Genomic DNA, 18,876 nt, shown 5'->3' with positions numbered 1-18,876 from the left:
CCCCCTCAGAAATTGACCGCGAAGTACTTCGGTTCCAGAAATTCCAGGATCCCGGTGACGCCGCCCTCCCGCCCCAACCCGCTTTGCTTGGCACCGCCAAACGGGGCGGCCGGGTCTGACATCAGGCCCCGGTTGATGCCGACCATGCCGGTTTCAATCCCCTTGCCGACCCGCAACGCCCGTGAAAGGTCGCGCGAATAGACATAGGCTGCAAGCCCGTATTCAGTGGCATTGGCAAGGTTGATGGCCTGCGCCTCGGTGTCAAAGCGGTACACCGGGGCGACAGGGCCGAAAATTTCTTCATGGGCGATTTCGGCATCTTCGGGCACGTTTTCCAGAACGGTGGGCGGGTAGTAGTAGCCCGAACCGGGCAGCGGCGCGCCGCCCGTGGTGACACTGGCCCCACCCGCCACCGCCTGACGCACAAGCCGGTCGATCTTGGTGACCGCTTTTGTCGTGATCATCGGGCCGACCTGTGTGGCGGGGTCGGTTCCCGGCCCCACTTTCAGCGCCGCCATGCGCTGCGTCAGGCCCGCGACGAAAGCATCGTGAATCCCCGACTGCACATAAAAGCGGTTGGCGGCGGTGCAGGCCTCACCCGCGTTGCGCATTTTGGCGATCATCGCACCATCGAGGGCGGCGTCCAGATTGGCGTCGTCAAACACCAGAAACGGCGCGTTGCCGCCCAGTTCCATCGAGCACGACACCACGGTCTTTGCAGCCTCGGCCAGCAGGGTGCGGCCCACGCCGGTCGATCCGGTAAACGACAGCTTGCGCACGCGCGGATCGGCCAGCATGGCGTTCACCACCGGCCCGGGCTGGCTTGTGGTGATGACATTGACCACACCCGCAGGCACACCGGCCATCGCCCCCAGACGCGCCATGGCAAAGGCAGTCAGCGGGGTTTCGGATGCCGGTTTCAGGATCACGGTGCAACCCGCCGCAAGCGCGGGGCCGATCTTGCGGGTCGCCATGGCAGCGGGAAAGTTCCACGGGGTGATCAGGACGGCAATGCCGATGGGATCGTGATCGACCAGAATGTGGTGCGCACCCGACGGGGCCTGACGGAATTCACCCGCGATACGGACCGCTTCTTCGGCATACCAGCGAAAGAATTCCGCGGCATAGGCGACCTCGCCACGCGCATCGGTCAGTGCCTTGCCGTTTTCCAGCGAGATCAGGCGGGCCAGATCCTCGGCATGGTCGGTCATCAGTGTGAACCAGCGGCGCAAGATTTCCGCGCGTTGGCGGGGTGGTGTGGCACGCCAGCCGGCGGCAGCGGCTTCGGCCGCATCAACAGCGCGCAAGGCGTCGGCGGCGGTGGCGTCCGCCACCTCGGCCAAAAGGTCTGCGCTTGACGGGTTCATGACCGGAATGCCGCCACCGGGCAGCCAGTCGCCGCCGATGAAAAGACCCTGCGCATGCAGGTTAGGGTCTGAAAACGCGGACAGGGTCGGAGATTCGAGGGGCATGGTGTGTCCTTGCAAGGATGGGTCAGGCGGTGGCCATCAGAGTGCGGTCGCCCGCAAAGGCAGAGTTCAGCAGGCGCAGCATGTCGGCCCGGGCGAGGGGCCGGGCGTTGTTCTGGATGAGCCGTTCGATGCCGCAGGCCTGTTCGGCCACCCATGCAAGCCGGTCCTGCGCAAGACCGAGCGCTGACAGGGTTGGCGGAATGCCAATGCGCCGGAACAGGGCAGAGATCGCGGGGATCACATCTTCGCCACTCGCCAGCCCCATGGCCGTGGCCATCTGCGCCAGTTCGCGGCTGATCACGGGCCGGTTCCAGTCCATCACCCATGGCATCAGACAGGCAACCCCCTGCCCATGCGCGGTATGGGTCAGGGCCCCGACCGGATACTGAATCGCATGGGCCGCGCCAGTGCCTGCAACGCCAAAGGCCAGACCGGCAAAGGTCGCGCCCTGCATCACCTGCGCGCGCGCGGTCAGGTCCGTGCCGACGGTGCAGGCCGCTTCCAGCCCTTGCCACAGCAACGCAATCGCCCGCAGTGCGAACTGGTCGGAAATGGCATTCTTGCCGATGAACACACGCTCTTGCGTCAACCCGTCCGTCACCGAGCGCCGGGTCGCGGTGAACGCCTCTATCGCATGGGTCAACGCATCTGCCCCGGCAATCGCGGTCAGGCTGGCCGGGCAGGTCAGGGTCAGGTCAGGGTCACAGATGGCGACGGCGGGGATCAGATGCGGACTGGAGATCCCCACTTTCAGGCTGCGCTCGGCATCGGACAGCACCGCCACCGGCGTCACCTCTGACCCGGTTCCGGCGGTGGTCGGAATGGCGATCAGCGGCAGAACCGGGCCGGGCACCTTCAACTCGCCATAGTAATCCTGCGGCTTGCCGCCATGCGACAGCAGCAGGGCGACGCATTTGGCCATATCAAGGCAAGAGCCGCCGCCGATGGCGATCACCAGATCGGGGTTGAAGCCGCGTGCCGCCTCGGCCGCGGCAATGGCGGACCCGACGGGCACATCCGGCAGGGTGCCGGCTTCCACGCGCACCACACTCCCCAAGCCTTCAAGATCGGCAATCATGGCGTGGAAATCTGCATCCGCCGCAAGCCGCGCATCAGTGACCACCAAAGCGCGTTTTCCCAGCCGTTGCGCAATGGTGCCAAGTGCACGGCGTTGCCCGAAGCCAAACAGAATTTCGCGCGGAGCCCTGATCGTGCCGAAGTATTCCATCTTGTCCAATTCCTCCCGTATGGGTCAGGCGTTCAGCAGTGCGCGCCGGTCTGTAGTACGGAAAAAGCCAGCTATTCCGAGCTTAACCGATCCGCGCATCAAATCCTATATCAGATCGTATATGATATTGTGTTTGACATTTGATACCATATTTGCGACTCATTGCCACGTGTCAAGTCGAAGATGCAAAGGGTGGACAGATGGCAATCGCAGCGGACCGGACGACAGACAGGGCAGCATCCGTGCGCCCGGCAAGCGTGGTCGATGGTGTTTATGACAACATCTACGAACGGCTGATGTCGCTTGAAATCGCGCCGCGCGCCCGCATCCCGATTGATGTCATTGCCCGCGATCTGAATGTCTCGCAGACCCCGGTGCGTGAAGCCCTGTCGCGGCTGGAGCGTGAGGGTCTGGTGCGCAAGGAACACCTGATCGGCTATTCCGCCGCCCCCCAGCTAACGCGCAAGCAATTTGACGACCTGTACACCTTTCGCCTGCTGCTCGAACCCGAAGGCGCGCGGCTGGCGGCGCTGAACATGACGCCCGACGCGCTGAAACTGCTGGAAGAAGCGGCGGCCGATATGGGCCATGGCGAGGCCCCGGTTGACCGCACCAGCCGTTATTCCCGCTTTGCCCGCGCGGATGCCTATTTCCACGATGCCATCCTGAAGATTGCCGGCAATGATGTGATCCGCTTCACCTTGTTCAACCAGCATGTGCACCTGCACATCTTCCGCCTGATGTTTCACACCCGCGTCACGCAAGAGGCCCTGGAAGAGCACGAAAGCCTGCTGACTGCCTTCCGCGCCGATGATGCCCCTGCCGCCGAGGCCGCCATGCGGGAACACATCCTGCGGTCGCGTGACCGTCTGCTGTCTGCCTTTGAATGATGATGACCCAGGCTTTGCCCATATCCGGCCCCTTTGCCAGCAGGACTGCTGATCCTGCCACGGCCATGCGCGCCGAAGGCCTGGGTAAGGCCTATGGCCCGATCACGGTGCTGTCGGATGTGGCCTTGGATATCCGGCCGGGCGAGGTTCACGCGGTCATCGGTGAAAACGGTGCCGGAAAATCGACCCTGATGAAGCTGCTGGCGGGTCATGTCCAGCCGTCAACCGGGCATCTGGAAATGGCAGGCCACCGGGTCAGCTTTGCCGATGCTGCCGCAGCCGAAGCGGCGGGCGTGGTGCTGGTGCATCAGGAAATTTTGCTGGCGGGTGACCTGTCGGTTGCCGAAAACCTGTTCCTTGGCCGCGAACTGACCCGGGGCCTGATGGTCAACGACCGCGAGATGAACCGGCGGGCCGCCACAATCCTTTCGGCCATTGGCGCGCGCTGTCATCCCTCTGACCGGGTGGGCAGCCTGCCCCTTGCGCAGCGGCAGCTGGTGCAGATCGCCCGCGCGCTGCTGGAGCCGCGCAAGGTGGTGATCTTTGATGAGCCCACTGCGGTTCTCGCCAATGACGAGGTGGCCGCCCTTCTGGCGGTGGTGCGGGGACTGCGCGAAAAAGGTGCGGCGGTGCTGTATATCTCACACCGGCTGGATGAGGTTGAAACGCTGGCCGACCGCATCACCGTGCTGCGCGATGGCCGGATGATCGGCACATGGCCCGCCGCCGGGCTGACACAGCGCGACATGGCCGAGCTGATGGTCGGTCGCAAACTGGATATGCTGTATCCGCCCAAACGCCCAGCCCCGACGAATGATCCGCTGCTGACAGTCAGCGATCTTGTCGTCGATCACGGCGCGGTGTTGGGCAGTTTTGCCGTGCATCCCGGCGAGGTGCTGGGCATCGGCGGCATGATCGGATCTGGCCGCACCGAACTGTTCGAGGGGTTGATGGGCCTGCGCCCGGCGCAGGGCCGCTGCACGCTGAACGGCACTGACGTTGCGCATCGGTCGGTCAGCGGCTGGCAGGCGGCGGGTCTGGTCTACCTGACCGAGGACCGCAAGGGCAAAGGCCTGCTGCTGGATGAACCGCTGGCCCCGAACCTGACACTGCAGGCGCTGGACGTTGTGCATGGTCGCCTGACGCTGGGCCGCCGCAAGGAAATGGCCGGGCTGGAACGGGCGGTGGCAGACTATGATATCCGCGTGCGGTCAGTGCATCTGGATGCGGGGCAGTTGTCGGGCGGTAATCAGCAAAAGCTGCTGCTGGCCAAGGTGATGATGACCGACCCTTCGGTGGTGATCATCGATGAACCCACGCGCGGCATCGACATCGGCAACAAAAGCCAGATCTACGATTTCATCGACAAGCTGGTGCGGGCGGGCAAGGCCTGCATCGTGATTTCATCCGAACTGCCTGAACTGGTCGGCCTGTCCGACCGGGTGCTGGTGATGCGCGCAGGGCGCATTGTGGCGCAGCTTACGGGTGGTCAGGTCACCGAACAGAACGTGGTCTATGCCGCCACCAGCGGATCGGCGCAGGCCGGAGGGAAAACAGCATGACTGCATCCGTATTGACCGAAGGCACAGCCGCGCCGCGCCGTTTTCGCTGGGCCGACATGGGGCCGTTCATTGCGCTGGCCATTGTGGTGCTGGTGGGCGTGATGCTGAACTCCAGCTTTCTGAGCGGCACGAACATCGCCAATGTGGTGACACGGTCTGCCTTTATCGCCATCATCGCGGTGGGGGCGACCTTTGTCATATCGTCCGGCGGGCTGGATCTGTCCGTGGGGTCGATGATGGCCTTTGTCACCGGCATCATGATCCTGACCATGAACCGGCTGGAACCATCAATGGGGGCAAACGCCATTCTGGCCGGGGCGGGTGTCGGGCTGGTAGTGGGCGCGCTGTGCGGCTTGCTGAACGGGCTGATCGTGACGGTGGGCAAGATCGAGCCGTTCATCGCCACCCTTGGCACCATGGGGATTTTCCGCGCGCTGATCACCTGGATGTCGGATGGCGGGTCCATTCCGATTGATCGCGCGCTGCGTGAACCTTACCGCCCGGTTTACTTTGGCAATGTGCTGGGCATCCCCTTTCCGGTGATCCTGACGCTGATCGTTGTGCTGATCGGGGCGTTCATCCTGTACCGCACGAAATACGGCCGCCGCTGCATGGCCGCCGGATCGAACGCCGAGGTCGCGCGGTTTTCCGGCGTGTCGGTAGCACGGGTCCGCACCATGGCCTTTGTCATTCAGGGCATTTGCGTGGCCATCGCGGCGATCTGCTACATCCCCCGTCTGGGCGCGGCCACGCCGACCACGGGGCAACTTTGGGAATTGCAGGTCATCACCGCAGTGGTGATCGGCGGCACCGCCTTGCGCGGTGGAAAGGCGCGGGTCTGGGGCACAGTCGCCGGGGCACTCATCCTTGAGGTGATCGCCAACCTGATGGTGCTGTCAAACATGGTGTCCGAGTATCTGGTCGCGGCGGTTCAGGGGGTGATCATCATCCTCGCCATGCTGGCACACCGCTTTATCAAATAGCCGCCCGGGAGGGGCGGAGTCTTTCAAAGGGAGGAATACGACAATGACGTTCATCAACAGACGGGCGCTTGGCCTGATTGCGGCGGGCAGCTTCGCGGCGCTTATGGCAAGCACGGCCATGGCGCAGGAAAAAAGGGTTATCGCGGTGTCGATCCCGGCGGCAACCCATGGCTGGACCGGCGGCGTGGTCTATCACGCTGAACAGGCCGAAAAGGAAATCGAGGCGGCGTTCCCGAACATCGACGTGATCGTTAAAACCTCGCCTTCCGCCACCGCGCAGGTGTCGGCACTGGAAGATCTGGCGGCCGCGCAAACGCTGGATGCGCTGGTCATCCTGCCGTTCACCTCGGAAGAGCTGACCGGCCCGGTCGAACAGATCAAGGCCAACGGCACCTTTATCGCCGTGGTGGACCGTGGCCTGACCGATCCGTCGATTCAGGACCTGTATGTCGCGGGTGACAACATCGCCGTGGGTGCCAATACCGCCAAATGGATGGCGGACAAGCTGGGCAACGAAGGCAAGGTTGTCGTGCTGCGCGGCATTCCGACCGTCATCGATGACGAGCGTATTCAGGGCTTCACCGATGTGATGAAGGATACCAACGTCGAAATTCTGGACATCCAGTATGCCAACTGGAATCAGGATGAAGCCTTTACCCTGATGCAGGATTACCTTGCCAAATACCCGCAGATTGATGCGGTCTGGGCCAATGATGACGATATGCTGCTGGGTGTGCTCGAAGCCGTCAAGCAGTCCGGGCGGACCGATATCAAATATGCGCTTGGCGGCAATGGCATGAAAGACGTGATCGAAATGGTCATGGCCAACGATCCGATGACGCCGATTTCGACCCCGTACCCGCCGTCGATGATCAAGACCGCGATCTATATGGTTGCGGGCCAGTTCACTGGTCAGGCCCCGATGCGCGGCAGCTTCAAACTGGATGCGCCGCTGATCACGCCTGAAAATGCCGATCAGTTCTACTTCCCCGATTCCCCGTTCTGATCCTGCCGGGGCGCTCTTTGCGGGGCGCCCCGGATTATCCGCGAAAAGGAGATACCGACGATGCCCGGCAAGAAAATCCTCATGCTCTGTGGTGAGTTCACCGAAGAATATGAAATCTTTGTCTTTCAACAAGGGATGGAGGCCGTAGGCCATACCGTCCATGTCATCTGCCCCGACAAGAAAAAGGGTGAGATGATCCAGACCTCGCTGCATGATTTCGAAGGTCACCAGACCTATATCGAACGCTTCGGCCACCTTGCCGAAATCAACAAGACCTTCTCCGAAGTCGTGCTGGATGAGTATGACGCCGTTTACTGCGCGGGCGGACGCGGCCCGGAATACATCCGCACCGACAAGCGGATTCAGGCCATGGTGCGGCATTTCCATGAGACCAAGAAGCCGATCTTCACCATCTGTCACGGCGTTCAGATCCTGATCGCGGTGGATGGTGTGGTGCGCGGCAAAAAGGTCGCCGCTCTTGGCGCCTGTGAACCCGAGGTCACATTGGCAGGAGGCACCTATATCGACGTCAAACCGCATGAAGCCTATGTCGATGGCACCATGGTTTCGGCCAAAGGCTGGACCGGGCTGGCGGCGTTCATGCGTGAATGCCTGAAGGTGCTGGGCACCCGGATCACGCACAGCTGAACCGCGAAACGCCGTGTGGCCATCCACCCTGTCCGGGGACTGGCCGCACGGCTCTGCGTTGCAGCCTTCGGGTGTTCATCAGCAGCTGATGTGAACTGATGGCTTTTGAAGTTGTGATGATGGTCTTGCTCTTCCTATCCTCCCGACCAGTAGCGTGCGGCTCTGCCAGACCTCTGGCGAGGCAAATGGAGGAAGGGACAATATTTGGCCGAACTTTACGGCAGGACGTTCGATGCCGCGACCCTAGCGGCCCGCACCGGCAGCCTGTCGCAGGTTGGCGGTGTGCGTCTGGTGACACTGGCCGACGGGGTCGAACGTGGGGTCCGCATGCTGGAGTTCCGCACCGGAAGTGGGCTGTGCTTTTCTGTCCTGCTGGACCGGGCAATGGATATTGCGGATCTGTCCCACAATGGCCGGGCCATCGGATGGCATTCGGCCACCGGCTTCCGCCACCCCGGCCTGCATGACGCCGAGGCCGAAGGCGGGCTTGGCTGGTTGCGCTCTTTCTCGGGGTTTCTGAACACCTGCGGGCTGGACCATATCCTTGGGCCGGAAACCGTGCCTGCCGATGACTATAACTATCCCCGCCGGGCTATAGCCGGGCATGGGCTGCATGGCCGGATCGGGTCTGTTCCGGCGCGGTTGACTGGTTACGGCGAACGCTGGGAGGGGAATCGCTGCATTCTCTGGGCCGAAAGCGTGATGGTGCAGGCCGCCGTCTTTGGCGAGGTGCTGCATCTGCACCGCCGGATAGAGGCTGATCTGGGCGGAAACGATGTGCGCCTGTCTGACCGGGTGGTCAACGCAGGCTTTGTCCGCACGCCGCATATGTTCTTTTACCACATCAACATCGGCTATCCGGTGATCGACGAAGGCACCCGCCTTCTGGCCCCAATACAAGAGGTGGTCTGGGCCTCGCATGATGCCACCGGCCCGGCGCAGGCAAGCTATCGCCGCTGCCCTGCCCCCCTGCCCGGCGGCGCTGCTGAACAGGTCTGGCAGCACGAAATGGCGTGTGACGCACAGGGCCTTGTCCCCGTTGCCGTCGTAAACGACCGGATCGGGCTGGGTCTTCAGGTCGAAACCCGCAAAGACCAGTTACCCTGCACCTATCAATGGCAGAACTTTCAGTCAGGCCAGTATGTGATGGCGGTCGAGCCGTCGACGCACCACGTCAAAGGCAACCTGTTCGCCCGCAGCAGGGGCGAGATGATCTGGCTGGGAGCGCAGGAGAGCCGCAGCTACGACACCCGTTTCAGCGTGCTGGACGGGGCGGACGCGATTGCAGCGGCTGAGGCCCGGATCACCGGCATCGCACCCCAACCCGACACGGACCATCCCGTGCCGACCGGGCGCTTTGCATCGCTGCACAACGCCACTGACCAGACCGGGGTGCCAGCATGACAGCCACCATTTCCCCCACCGCCCCGCGTGATTACAGCCTGACCGGGCCAGAGGCGCGCCGCGCCGTTGATGCCGGTCTGGCCTCTGCCGGATGGTATCATTCGGACGTGCCACGCAAGGTGATGAAGCAGCTGATGCAGCGCCGCGATGGCCCTGCCCTGCGCGACACTGCGCTGTGGCTGGGGTTGTTGCTGCTGACAGGCCTGGGCGGCGCGCTGACCTGGGACACATGGTGGGCGGTGCCGTTCTTTGCCGTCTACGGCGTGCTTTACGGATCGGCCTGCGACAGCCGCTGGCATGAATGCGGCCACGGAACGGCCTTCCGCACCGGCTGGATGAACGATGTGGTCTACCATATCGCCAGCTTCATGGTGATGCGCAACCCGGTCAGCTGGCGATGGAGCCATGCGCGCCATCACACCGATACCATCATCGTCGGGCGCGACCCTGAAATCGCGCATTTCCGCCCGCCACAAATGCTGATGACAGCACTCCATTTCATCGGGATACCCGATATCTGGCTGCATTTCCGGGTGATTGCCCGCAACGCCCTTGGCATCATCAGCGCCGAAGAGGCGGAATACCTGCCCGACACCGAACGCGCCAAGGCGGTGTTCTGGGCGCGGGTGCATATGGCGGTCTATGCCGCTGCTGTCGCGCTTGCACTGGCAACATGGTCGGTCCTGCCGCTGATGCTGATCGGCGGGCCGCGCATCTATGGCGCATGGCACATGGTGATGACCGGGCTTTTGCAGCATGGCGGGCTGGCCGAAGATGTGCTGGACCATCGGCTGAACAGCCGCACCGTGTACATGAACCCCATAAGCCGCTGGATTTACTGGAACATGAACTACCATATCGAGCACCACATGTTCCCGATGGTGCCCTACCACGCCCTGCCGCAGCTTCATGCGCTGATCAAGGACGATCTGCCGCCGCCCGATCCGTCAATTCCCCACGCCTATGCCACGATGCTGCGCGCGCTTTGGCGGCAAAGGACCGATCCGGGCTACACCATCATCCGCACCCTGCCCGCCACGGCGCGACCCTATCGCGCCGACCTGCACGCGGTTGAAATCGGGCGTGTCCGCAATCAACAAACGACGGGTGCGGCATGAGCGACTGGGTAGCCGTCTGCGCCGAAGATGATATCGACCCCGAAGACGTGATCCGCTTTGACCACGCCGGTCAGACCTATGCGGTCTACCGGTCAGCGGCGGGGGAAGTGTTTGCGACCGACGGGCTTTGCACCCATGAAAAGGTGCATCTGGCTGATGGTCTGGTGATCGACGACACCATCGAATGCCCCAAGCACAACGGGCGCTTCAACTACAAGACCGGGGCACCGTTGCGGTCGCCGGTCTGCGTGGCGCTGGCGACCTATCCGGCGCGGGTGGTGAACGGTCAGATCGAAATCGCCGTCGGCGAGGCAAGGTGATGCCCGGGATGGGCGCATGAAAATGGAACTGGCAGACAAGGTGATCATCGTCACCGGGGCCGCAAGTGGCATCGGTGCCGCCATCGCCCGCCGCGCGGCTGCCGAAGGCGTGGGGGCCCTTGTGCTGACGGACAGGCACGCCGATGGCTGCGGGCGGCTGGCAGATGAGCTTGTCGGCGCAACCGAGATGTGCTGCGTGCCCGCCGATCTTGCCGAAGACACCGCCCCGCAGCGGATTGCGCAGGCCGCCGTTGCCCGGTTTGGCCGGATCGACGGTCTGGTGAATGCAGCGGGGCTGACCACGCGCGGATCGGTCCTCACCGGCACAGCCGCGATCTGGGATCAACTGTTTGCGGTAAACGCCCGGGCCGGATTCTTCCTGATGCAGGCCGCAATCGCCGATATGCTGGCGCGCGACGCGGCAGGATCGGTGGTCAATATCCTGTCGCTTCACGCACATTGCGGCCACCCTGACCTTGCAATCTATGCCGGGTCAAAGGCCGCGATGGCCACGCTGACCCGCAATGCCGCCCATGCCCATATGGCCGACCGCATCCGGGTGAACGCGATCAATCTGGGCTGGGTCGCGACCGAAGCTGAACACCGGATGCAGGCCGAGATCCTTGGCAAGGGGCCTGACTGGCAAGCACAGGCTGCGGCCGCGATGCCGCTGGGGCGGCTGGTGACAGCAGAGGAAACCGCGAAACTGGCGGTGTTTTTGCTGGGCGGTGCGTCCGCGCCGATGAGCGGGGCGGTGATTGATTTTGAACAGCGTGTGGCAGGGGCGATCTGAACCATGTCAGCCGGAAAACCCCTGTGTCCCCAACCAGTCCATCCCCCCGAAGGACCATCATGATGCCCATGCACTTCGACTTTTCCGGCGCTTCGGTGCTGGTTGTGGGGGCCAGCCGGGCCGGAATCGGTGCCGCCATCGCCCGCGCGTTCCAGACCGCCGGGGCCAGCGTCGCCATCACGGGTGCCGAACCGGAACCCGCCCCCGAAGACCGGGGCCGCTTTGCCTATACCCGGCTGGATGTGACCGACGCAGGTGCCGTCCGGGCGCTGGCAGAGGCGACGGACCGGCTCGACATCCTTGTCAACTGCGCCGCCATCACCGCGCGGGGCGAAGAAATGGCCCCCGCGTTTTTTGAGCATGTGGTGAATGTGAACCTGCACGGCACGTTTCGGATGGCCGAAGCGTTTCACCCGCATCTCAAGGCGCGCTCCGGTGTCCTGATCAACATCGCCTCGATGTATGCGATGTTCGGCAGCCCGCGAAACCCGGCTTACGGTGCCAGCAAGGCCGCCGTGGTTCAGCTGACCAAATCGCTGGCCATTGCCTGGGCCGCCGATGGCATCCGCGTCAATGCAGTTGCGCCGGGCTTCGTTGTGACGGAACAATCAGCACGCAGCCGGACCGACCCCGCGCATGTGGCGGCGGTCAATCTGCGCACACCGATGGGCCGCTGGGGTCAGGCAGAAGATATCGCGGGGCCGGTGCTGTTTCTGGCCTCGCCCGCTGCCGGGTTCATGACAGGGGCCTGTCTGCCGATTGATGGAGGATACTCGATTGCATGATGTGGCACGAACAGGGGCGGCGGTGGTCGGCACCGGCTTTATCGGAACCGTACACATTGGCGCACTACGCAGGCTTGGGGTGCCGGTCATTGGCGTTCTGGGGTCAAGCCCCGAACGCGGTGCCGAACGGGCAGCGGCGCTTGGCGTGGCGCAAGCATACCGCTCGCTGGATGAGCTGCTGGCCGATCCGCTCGTGCAGGTGGTGCATGTCACCTCGCCCAATGTCGCGCATTTCGATCAGGTGACGCAGATCCTGTCCGCCGGAAAGCATGTGATCTGCGAAAAGCCGCTGGCAATGACCTCTGCCCAATCGGCGCAGATGGTGACGCTGGCGCATAACAGCGGCAAGATTGCCGCCGTCTGCTACAACACCCGCTTTTACCCGCTGAACCAGCAGGCGCGCGGCATGGTGGCAGCGGGAGAGCTGGGGCAGATCCGCCTGATCAGTGGCCAGTTTCATCAGGACTGGCTGGCAAAGGACACCGACTGGAACTGGCGGCTGGAGGCGGATGAGGGCGGCCCGCTGCGCTCGGTCAGCGATATCGGCACGCATTGGATCGATCTGACCAGCTTTATCTCGGGTCAGCGGGCCAGCGCGGTGTTTGCCGAACTGGCCACCTTTATGCCGGTCCGGCAAAAGCCGACCGGTCCGGTCGAAACCTTCTCTGCCGCAAAGGGCGGGACTGAACCGCGCCGGATCAACACCGATGACGCGGCAATGATCCTGCTGCGCTATCCGGATGGCGCGCGCGGCGTGATGTCCACCAGCCAGATCAGCCGGGGGCACAGGGGCACGCTGTGGTGGGATATGTCGGGCACCGACGCCTCGGCCGCGTGGCACGCCGACCGGCCGGAACAGCTGTGGATCGGGCACCGCGATGCACCCAACCAGATCATGCTGCGCGACCCGTCGATGATGAACCCCATGGGCATAGCCGCCTCGACCCTGCCCGGCGGTCATTCAGAGGGGTTTGCCGATACGTTCCACGCATTCTTCCGGCAGGTTTATGCCGATGTAGAACGTGGGGCACGCGGGGCTGCGTCAAGCTATGCCAGTTTCGATGACGGGCATTACGAGATGCTGTTCTGCGATGCCGTGCTGAAAAGCGCGCAGGACGGGCGGTGGGTGGATATTCCGGATGCATAGAAAGAGCGCCGCATGAAACTTGGCATACTGACCGCACCTTTCGCCGATCAGACCTTGGCCCAGGTGGCCGATTGGGCTGCCGCCGAGGGGTTTGAGGCCCTTGAAATCGCCAGCTGGCCCACGGCGGGTGGAGAAAAGCGGCGCTATGCAGGGACAGCCCATCTGCCGGTGGAAGACATGACCCCGGCACGCGGCACAGAGATTGTGGCCATGCTGGCTGACAAGGGGCTGACAGTTTCGGGTCTGGGCTACTATCCCAACCCCCTGCACGCCGATGCGGCACACCGCGACGCGGTGATCGCCCATCTGGGACGGGTTATCGTTGCCGCGTCGATGATGCAGGTGCCGGTGGTCAACACCTTTCTTGGCGGGGACCGCGCGCTGACCGTTGATCAGAACTGGACCCGCGCGATCGGGATTTTCGCGCCGATCATCGCGCAGGCCCGCGATGCGGGTGTAACGCTGGCCTTTGAAAACTGCCCGATGATCTTTTCACACGACGAATGGCCGGGCGGCCATAACATCGCCTATGCGCCGAAAATCTGGCGGCGCATTTTCGAGACCTGGGGCGATGCGGTCGGCATGAACTACGATCCCAGCCATCTGGTCTGGCAGATGATTGATCAGCCAAGGTTCATCCGTGAATTTGGCGCACATATGGTGCATGTTCATGCCAAGGATCTGATGATTGATCGTGACGGATTGTATGAAAACGGTATCCTGTCAGCGGGGATGGGCTGGCAGGTGCCACGGATGCCGGGGTTGGGGGAAGTGAACTGGGCGGAATTCTTTGCCGGGCTTTACCATGCCGGTTACGACGGCTCCGTCATCATCGAACACGAAGACCGCAACTTTGAGGGATCAGACGCCGCAATCAAACGCGGCTTCCGACTGGCAGGAAATGTGCTTCGCCCCTTTGTGACCTGAGGCACAGTGAAGACGACAGAACTGAACGATCTGGGAGGATCACCGATGAAAAAGCTGCTACTGGGAACCGCCTCTGTGGCCATGGCCCTTGGCCTTGGTGGAATGGCGCAGGCCGACGGATACAAGATCGGCATTTCAAACACCGTTCAGGGCAACGGCTGGCGCGAAGAGATGGTCTGCGCGATGAAGGCAGAGGCGTTGTCTTCGGGCAAGGTCGCCTCGCTGAACATCGCGCACCGCAACACTGATGCGGCAGGTCAGCAGGAAGACATCCGCAACCTGATTCAGGCCGGGGTAAATGCCATCGTGGTCAACCCCGCGAATGCCGATGGCATCAACGCTGCGATCAAAGAGGCGACGGATGCCGGGATTGTGGTGGTGGCCGTCGATCAGGCGGTGACAGAGCCTTCGGCCTATATCCTGTCAAACAATCAGGAAGAATACGCCTATATCGGTGCAAAATGGCTGTTCGAGACGATGGGCGGAACCGGGGCCGTGGTCTATATGCGCGGTGCCGCCGGGGCCGGGGCCGACAATGACCGCGACAAGGGCTTCAAACGGGCGATGGCGGAATTCCCCGACATCACCATCGCGCAGGAAGTGTTCACCGGCTGGCAGCAGGATCAGGGCAAGCAGCAGATCAACGATCTGATCGCAGCGGGCCTGCCGTTTCAGGGCGTCTGGACCTCGGGCATCGACAATGTGATCGTCGATGCCTTTGTCGAATCCGGTGCCGAGCTGGTGCCGATTGTCGGGGCCGACAACGCAGGCTTTGTGAACCAGCTGGTCAGCGTCGAAGGGCTGCAAGGGGCCGCTGTCACCAACCCCGGCTCGGTCGGTGGGGCGGGCGTCGCACTGGCGTTGCAGATCCTCGATGGTCAGGTTCCGGCAGAAAAGACTGTGCTGGTCGATCCGGTCCTGTGGGACAATGTCAGCGAAGAGGGCAAGGCCCTGATCGCAGGCGGCCAGAACCCGGACCTGTCACCGGAATGGCCGGTTTCGGTCTCTATCCCCGGCTGGACCACCTATACCATCGAGCAGATCATCGCCTGCAAAGGCCCGGGTGAATGAGCTTTCACGCCTGAACCTATCCGGCCCCCGGCGCTGTCCGGGGGCCATGTCTTCCCTGATCAGGTGACAGATTTCATGACCGACCCGACAGGGCCTGTGCCCGTTCTTGATGCCCGCGGCATTGCCCGGCGCTTTGGCGCGGTGGTTGCCCTGCGCGATGCGTCATTGCTGGTGAACCGTGGGCAGATCGTGGCGCTGATGGGGGCCAACGGGGCAGGCAAATCCACCTTTGTGAAAATCCTGACCGGCGCCCTGAAGCCTGACAGCGGCCATGTCCGCATCAAGGGGCGCGACAGCACCGTCGCCTCGCCTGCCGGCGCGCGCCACTCTGGTCTGGTGCCGGTGTATCAGGAACCGTCGCTGATCCCGGATCTGTCGGTCGCCGACAACCTGCGCCTTGGCGACACCCCGGTGGAGCCTTTTCGTCATTGGGTCGCCGAACTGGGGCTGGCCGGTCTGCGGCTGGATGCGATGATCGGGCGGCTGCCGCTGGCCAGCCTGCGCATCCTTGATCTGGCCCGCGCCCTGGCGGCAGAGCCGGATGTGCTGCTGCTGGATGAGATGACCGCCGCCTTGCCGACCGATCTGGTGGACAGGGTTCTGAAGGTGGTACGGGCGCAGGCAGATGCCGGGCGGGCGGTCATCTACATCTCGCACCGCTTTACCGAGATTGCTGCGATCTGTGACCGCGCGACGGTGCTGCGCGACGGGCTGACCGTGGCCGATCTGCCCATTGAACCCGGGATCGAAGACCGGATTGTCGAACTGATGCTGGGCAATGCCATCGCCACCGCAGCGGCAGACCGTCCTGCCCCATCGTGCGCCGCCGCGCCCGAAACCCCGCGCCTGCGCGTCCGCGCCCTGCAAACCGGGCAGCGGCTGACAGATGTGTCGTTCGATCTGCGACGGGGTGAGGTGCTGGGCGTGATCGCGCTGGAAGGTCAGGGCCAGGATGAGGTGTTCGACATTCTGGCCGGCAACCGCCGTCCCACCGGCGGCACAGTCGAGGTTGACGGCAAGCCGATGGTGTTTTCCCACCCGGCCGATGCCATCGCAGCCGGTCTGACACTGGTGCCCGGCGACCGCGCCCATGCGCTGCTGATGCAACGTTCCGTGCGGGAGAATATAGCGCTGCCGCTGTTTGCCCGCGTCAGCACATGGGGCGCGGTGCCGATGCGGGCCGAGGCGACCCGGGTTGCATCCGCCATAGACAGGTTGCAGATCGACACAAGGGCGCAGGGCGAGGTGCGCCGGCTGTCGGGCGGCAATCAGCAAAAGGTCACGATTGCCCGCTGGATCGCACGGGGGGTGGAAACCCTGCTGCTGTTCGATCCGACCCGCGGCATCGACATCCGCACCAAGCGCCAGATCTACGCGCTGGTGCGCGATCTGGCCGATCAGGGCGCTGCAGTGTTGTTCTACACATCAGAACTGGCCGAGGTGCGGCTGGCCTGTGACCGGGCGGTGGTGATCTTTGGCGGGCGGGTGGTCGATGTGATCGACGCCGCCGATGCCGATGAACCCACCCTGATGCGCGCCGCCTACGGTCTGACCGAACAAAAGGGCGCACCGGCATGACCCGGCTGATCGGAAAACACGGGTGGACGGCCGGGCTTGGCGTGCTGCTGGTGCTGTTGCTGATCTCGACCAAGCTTATCCAGCCCGATTTCGGCATATCCGGCCTCGACAGTCTGGCCCGCGCCGCACTGCCCTTTGCGCTGGCCACGGTCGGCATGGCAGTTGTGGTGATTGCGGGCGGGATTGACCTGTCGATTGCCGCGATGATGGCGGTGGCCAGCGTGACAGCCGCCGTGCTGATGGACGGGGCGACGGGCGGGCAATCGGTGCTGGCGGTTCTGGCCGTGCTGGCGCTGGGGCTGACGATGGGCGCGATCAACGGCGCGCTGATCGTCGTCACCCGGGTGCCTGACATTGTGGTGACGCTGGCCATGCTGTTCATCTGGCAGGGCGTGGCCCTGTTGATCCTGAACGCGCCCGGCGGCGGGGCGGCCCCATGGCTGCGCGCCCTGATTGTGGGCGGGGTTACCCTGCCCGGCGTGCCGCCTGTGCTGACCCAATGGCTGCCCAAGGGGCTGGTGTTTCTGGTCGTCTGCGTAGCGGTGATCTGGGTCCCGGTCCGGCGGTCAAAGCTGGGGCTGATGTTCTATGCCATCGGCTCTGACCCGCTGGCCGCCTTCCGCTCTGGCGTGCCGGTGGGGCTGACACGGGTGGCGGCCTATGCCCTTTGCGGCCTGTTCGCCGCCCTTGGCGGGCTGTCGGTGACGATGGGCACCGGCATTGGAGAGCCGATACCGGGGCCCTATCTGCTGGCCTCGGTCGCGGCGGTTGTTCTGGGCGGCGTTGTGCTGGGTGGCGGTCGCGGTGGCATTCTGGGGCCAATCCTTGCGGTGTTCGTGCTGCGGCTGGTGCGGCTGGATCTGACATTGCTGTCGGTCGATCCGAATGTGTCTGCCATCGTTGAGGGCACGATCATGGTGGTGGTCGTGATGTTCGGCGGCGTTCTGGCGATGCGGGGGGCACGGCATGACCACGGTGGCTGAAACCCCCACACCATTGGCCCGCCTTGGCCGTCTGATGGTCGATTTCCCCCTGATCCCGCTGATCGGGCTGCTGGTCGGGCTGGTCGCAGTTCTGGAGGCCATGCAGCCCGGTATCCTCAACCCGCGCTGGATCAGCAACACGATGAAGTTTGCGATTCCGCTGGCCATGCTGGCGGCCTGCCAGACGCTGACGATGCTGACCGGCGGCATCGACCTGTCGGTGGGCACCGTCGCCACGATCAGCGCCTTTGTCACCGCCACGCTGACACCAATGCTGGGCGCACCCGAGGCGGTTCTGATCGCCCTGGCCTGCGCCCTGACCGCCGGTCTGGTCAACGGCGTCGGCGTCGCCTTCTGCCGGGTGCATCCGCTGATCATGACGCTGGGCACCGGGCTGATCGCGACCGGCTGTCTGCTGGTCTATCAGCGCTATTTCATCTCGACCGGCACCCGGATTCCAGAGGTGTTTGTCTGGCTGGGCACCGGCCGCACATGGGGGCTGCCCAATGCGCTGGTGGTGTTCATCCCCTTTGCCATCCTGCTGATCTGGGGCCAGCGCCGCACCGGATTCGGGCGGTTGCTGTATGCGATCGGCGCGAACGAACAGGCGGCGCGCCTGTCGGGTGTGCGGGTGTGGCAGGTGCATCTGGCGCTTTACGCGCTGTCCGGGTTCATCGCCGGGCTGACCGGGCTGTTGTATCTGGGGATGGTCAGAACCGCATCGCTGTCGCTTGCGCTGCCGCTGGATCTGCCATCGGTGGCGGCGGCGGTGATTGGTGGCACGTCTATTTTCGGCGGGCGGGGCGGCTATGGCGGCACAGTTGTGGGCGCGCTGATCCTGACGGTGCTGGCGACGATGCTGACGCTCTTGCAAATGCCAGAGGGCGGGCGGCGCATTCTGTTCGGGGCGATCATTCTAGCGGTCACGGCCCTGTATATCCGCCTAACCGACCGCAGCTGA

At 63.7% G+C, this 18,876-nt stretch carries 18 protein-coding genes; 16 read left to right on the top strand and 2 right to left on the bottom strand.

The window, feature by feature from the left end; translation table 11 throughout:
- Positions 1-5: 5 nt before the first annotated feature.
- Together Q7J44_RS06995 and Q7J44_RS06990 are read right to left on the bottom strand one after the other, a co-directional pair.
- Complete coding sequence (locus Q7J44_RS06995) at positions 6-1,472, bottom strand: NAD-dependent succinate-semialdehyde dehydrogenase (protein WP_304878367.1); 1,467 nt, start codon at positions 1,470-1,472, stop codon at positions 6-8.
- Positions 1,473-1,494: 22 nt separating this feature from the next.
- Positions 1,495-2,700: an iron-containing alcohol dehydrogenase gene (locus tag Q7J44_RS06990; protein WP_304878366.1), complete on the bottom strand. Its 1,206-nt coding sequence runs from the start codon at positions 2,698-2,700 to the stop codon at positions 1,495-1,497.
- Positions 2,701-2,900: 200 nt separating this feature from the next.
- On the opposite strand from Q7J44_RS06990, the gene Q7J44_RS06985 reads away from it, so the two are divergent.
- The 16 genes from Q7J44_RS06985 to Q7J44_RS06910 all read left to right on the top strand — a co-directional run bounded on the left by Q7J44_RS06985 (position 2,901) and on the right by Q7J44_RS06910 (position 18,876).
- Positions 2,901-3,590 carry a GntR family transcriptional regulator gene (locus Q7J44_RS06985; protein ID WP_304878365.1) on the top strand — a complete coding sequence of 230 codons (690 nt, stop codon included), beginning with the start codon at positions 2,901-2,903 and terminating at the stop codon, positions 3,588-3,590.
- A gap of 2 nt (positions 3,591-3,592) precedes the next feature.
- Positions 3,593-5,152, top strand: a complete 1,560-nt coding sequence (locus tag Q7J44_RS06980) for a sugar ABC transporter ATP-binding protein (protein WP_304878364.1) — start codon at positions 3,593-3,595, stop codon at positions 5,150-5,152.
- On the top strand, positions 5,149-6,135 hold the full coding sequence (locus Q7J44_RS06975) for an ABC transporter permease (RefSeq protein WP_304878362.1): 987 nt from the start codon (positions 5,149-5,151) through the stop codon (positions 6,133-6,135). The genes Q7J44_RS06980 and Q7J44_RS06975 overlap by 4 nt, the downstream gene beginning before the upstream one ends.
- A 43-nt stretch (positions 6,136-6,178) precedes the next feature.
- Complete coding sequence (locus Q7J44_RS06970) at positions 6,179-7,141, top strand: substrate-binding domain-containing protein (protein ID WP_304878360.1); 963 nt, start codon at positions 6,179-6,181, stop codon at positions 7,139-7,141.
- Positions 7,142-7,201: 60 nt separating this feature from the next.
- The gene (locus tag Q7J44_RS06965) at positions 7,202-7,789 is read left to right on the top strand and encodes a DJ-1/PfpI family protein (RefSeq protein ID WP_304878358.1); all 588 of its coding nucleotides are present in this window, start codon (positions 7,202-7,204) and stop codon (positions 7,787-7,789) included.
- Between the two features lie 204 nt (positions 7,790-7,993).
- Entirely contained in the window at positions 7,994-9,193 is a 1,200-nt protein-coding gene (locus tag Q7J44_RS06960; protein ID WP_304878356.1) for an aldose 1-epimerase family protein, read from the top strand.
- A complete protein-coding gene (locus Q7J44_RS06955; protein WP_304878354.1) occupies positions 9,190-10,311 on the top strand; it encodes a fatty acid desaturase family protein in 1,122 nt (373 codons plus the stop codon). The genes Q7J44_RS06960 and Q7J44_RS06955 overlap by 4 nt, the downstream gene beginning before the upstream one ends.
- Positions 10,308-10,631, top strand: coding sequence for a MocE family 2Fe-2S type ferredoxin (locus Q7J44_RS06950; protein WP_304878352.1), 324 nt, complete (start codon positions 10,308-10,310; stop codon positions 10,629-10,631). Before Q7J44_RS06955 ends, Q7J44_RS06950 begins: the two co-directional genes overlap by 4 nt.
- Before the next feature lie 16 nt (positions 10,632-10,647).
- Positions 10,648-11,424: an oxidoreductase gene (locus Q7J44_RS06945; RefSeq protein WP_304878350.1), complete on the top strand. Its 777-nt coding sequence runs from the start codon at positions 10,648-10,650 to the stop codon at positions 11,422-11,424.
- 62 nt (positions 11,425-11,486) lie between these two features.
- Entirely contained in the window at positions 11,487-12,209 is a 723-nt protein-coding gene (locus tag Q7J44_RS06940) for an SDR family NAD(P)-dependent oxidoreductase (protein WP_304878348.1), read from the top strand.
- The gene (locus Q7J44_RS06935; protein WP_304878346.1) at positions 12,187-13,356 is read left to right on the top strand and encodes a Gfo/Idh/MocA family protein; all 1,170 of its coding nucleotides are present in this window, start codon (positions 12,187-12,189) and stop codon (positions 13,354-13,356) included. Before Q7J44_RS06940 ends, Q7J44_RS06935 begins: the two co-directional genes overlap by 23 nt.
- Before the next feature lie 12 nt (positions 13,357-13,368).
- The gene (locus Q7J44_RS06930) at positions 13,369-14,283 is read left to right on the top strand and encodes a sugar phosphate isomerase/epimerase (protein ID WP_304878344.1); all 915 of its coding nucleotides are present in this window, start codon (positions 13,369-13,371) and stop codon (positions 14,281-14,283) included.
- 45 nt (positions 14,284-14,328) lie between these two features.
- Positions 14,329-15,354 carry a substrate-binding domain-containing protein gene (locus Q7J44_RS06925; RefSeq protein ID WP_304878342.1) on the top strand — a complete coding sequence of 342 codons (1,026 nt, stop codon included), beginning with the start codon at positions 14,329-14,331 and terminating at the stop codon, positions 15,352-15,354.
- A gap of 75 nt (positions 15,355-15,429) precedes the next feature.
- Positions 15,430-16,932: a sugar ABC transporter ATP-binding protein gene (locus Q7J44_RS06920; RefSeq protein WP_304878340.1), complete on the top strand. Its 1,503-nt coding sequence runs from the start codon at positions 15,430-15,432 to the stop codon at positions 16,930-16,932.
- Complete coding sequence (locus Q7J44_RS06915; protein WP_304878338.1) at positions 16,929-17,915, top strand: ABC transporter permease; 987 nt, start codon at positions 16,929-16,931, stop codon at positions 17,913-17,915. The genes Q7J44_RS06920 and Q7J44_RS06915 overlap by 4 nt, the downstream gene beginning before the upstream one ends.
- Positions 17,899-18,876 carry an ABC transporter permease gene (locus Q7J44_RS06910; protein WP_304878336.1) on the top strand — a complete coding sequence of 326 codons (978 nt, stop codon included), beginning with the start codon at positions 17,899-17,901 and terminating at the stop codon, positions 18,874-18,876. The genes Q7J44_RS06915 and Q7J44_RS06910 overlap by 17 nt, the downstream gene beginning before the upstream one ends.

Source organism: Pseudotabrizicola sp. (assembly GCF_030656345.1).
In the GTDB taxonomy this organism is placed as follows: Bacteria; Pseudomonadota; Alphaproteobacteria; order Rhodobacterales; family Rhodobacteraceae; genus Pseudotabrizicola.
This window is presented reverse-complemented; position numbering and strand designations above follow the sequence as displayed.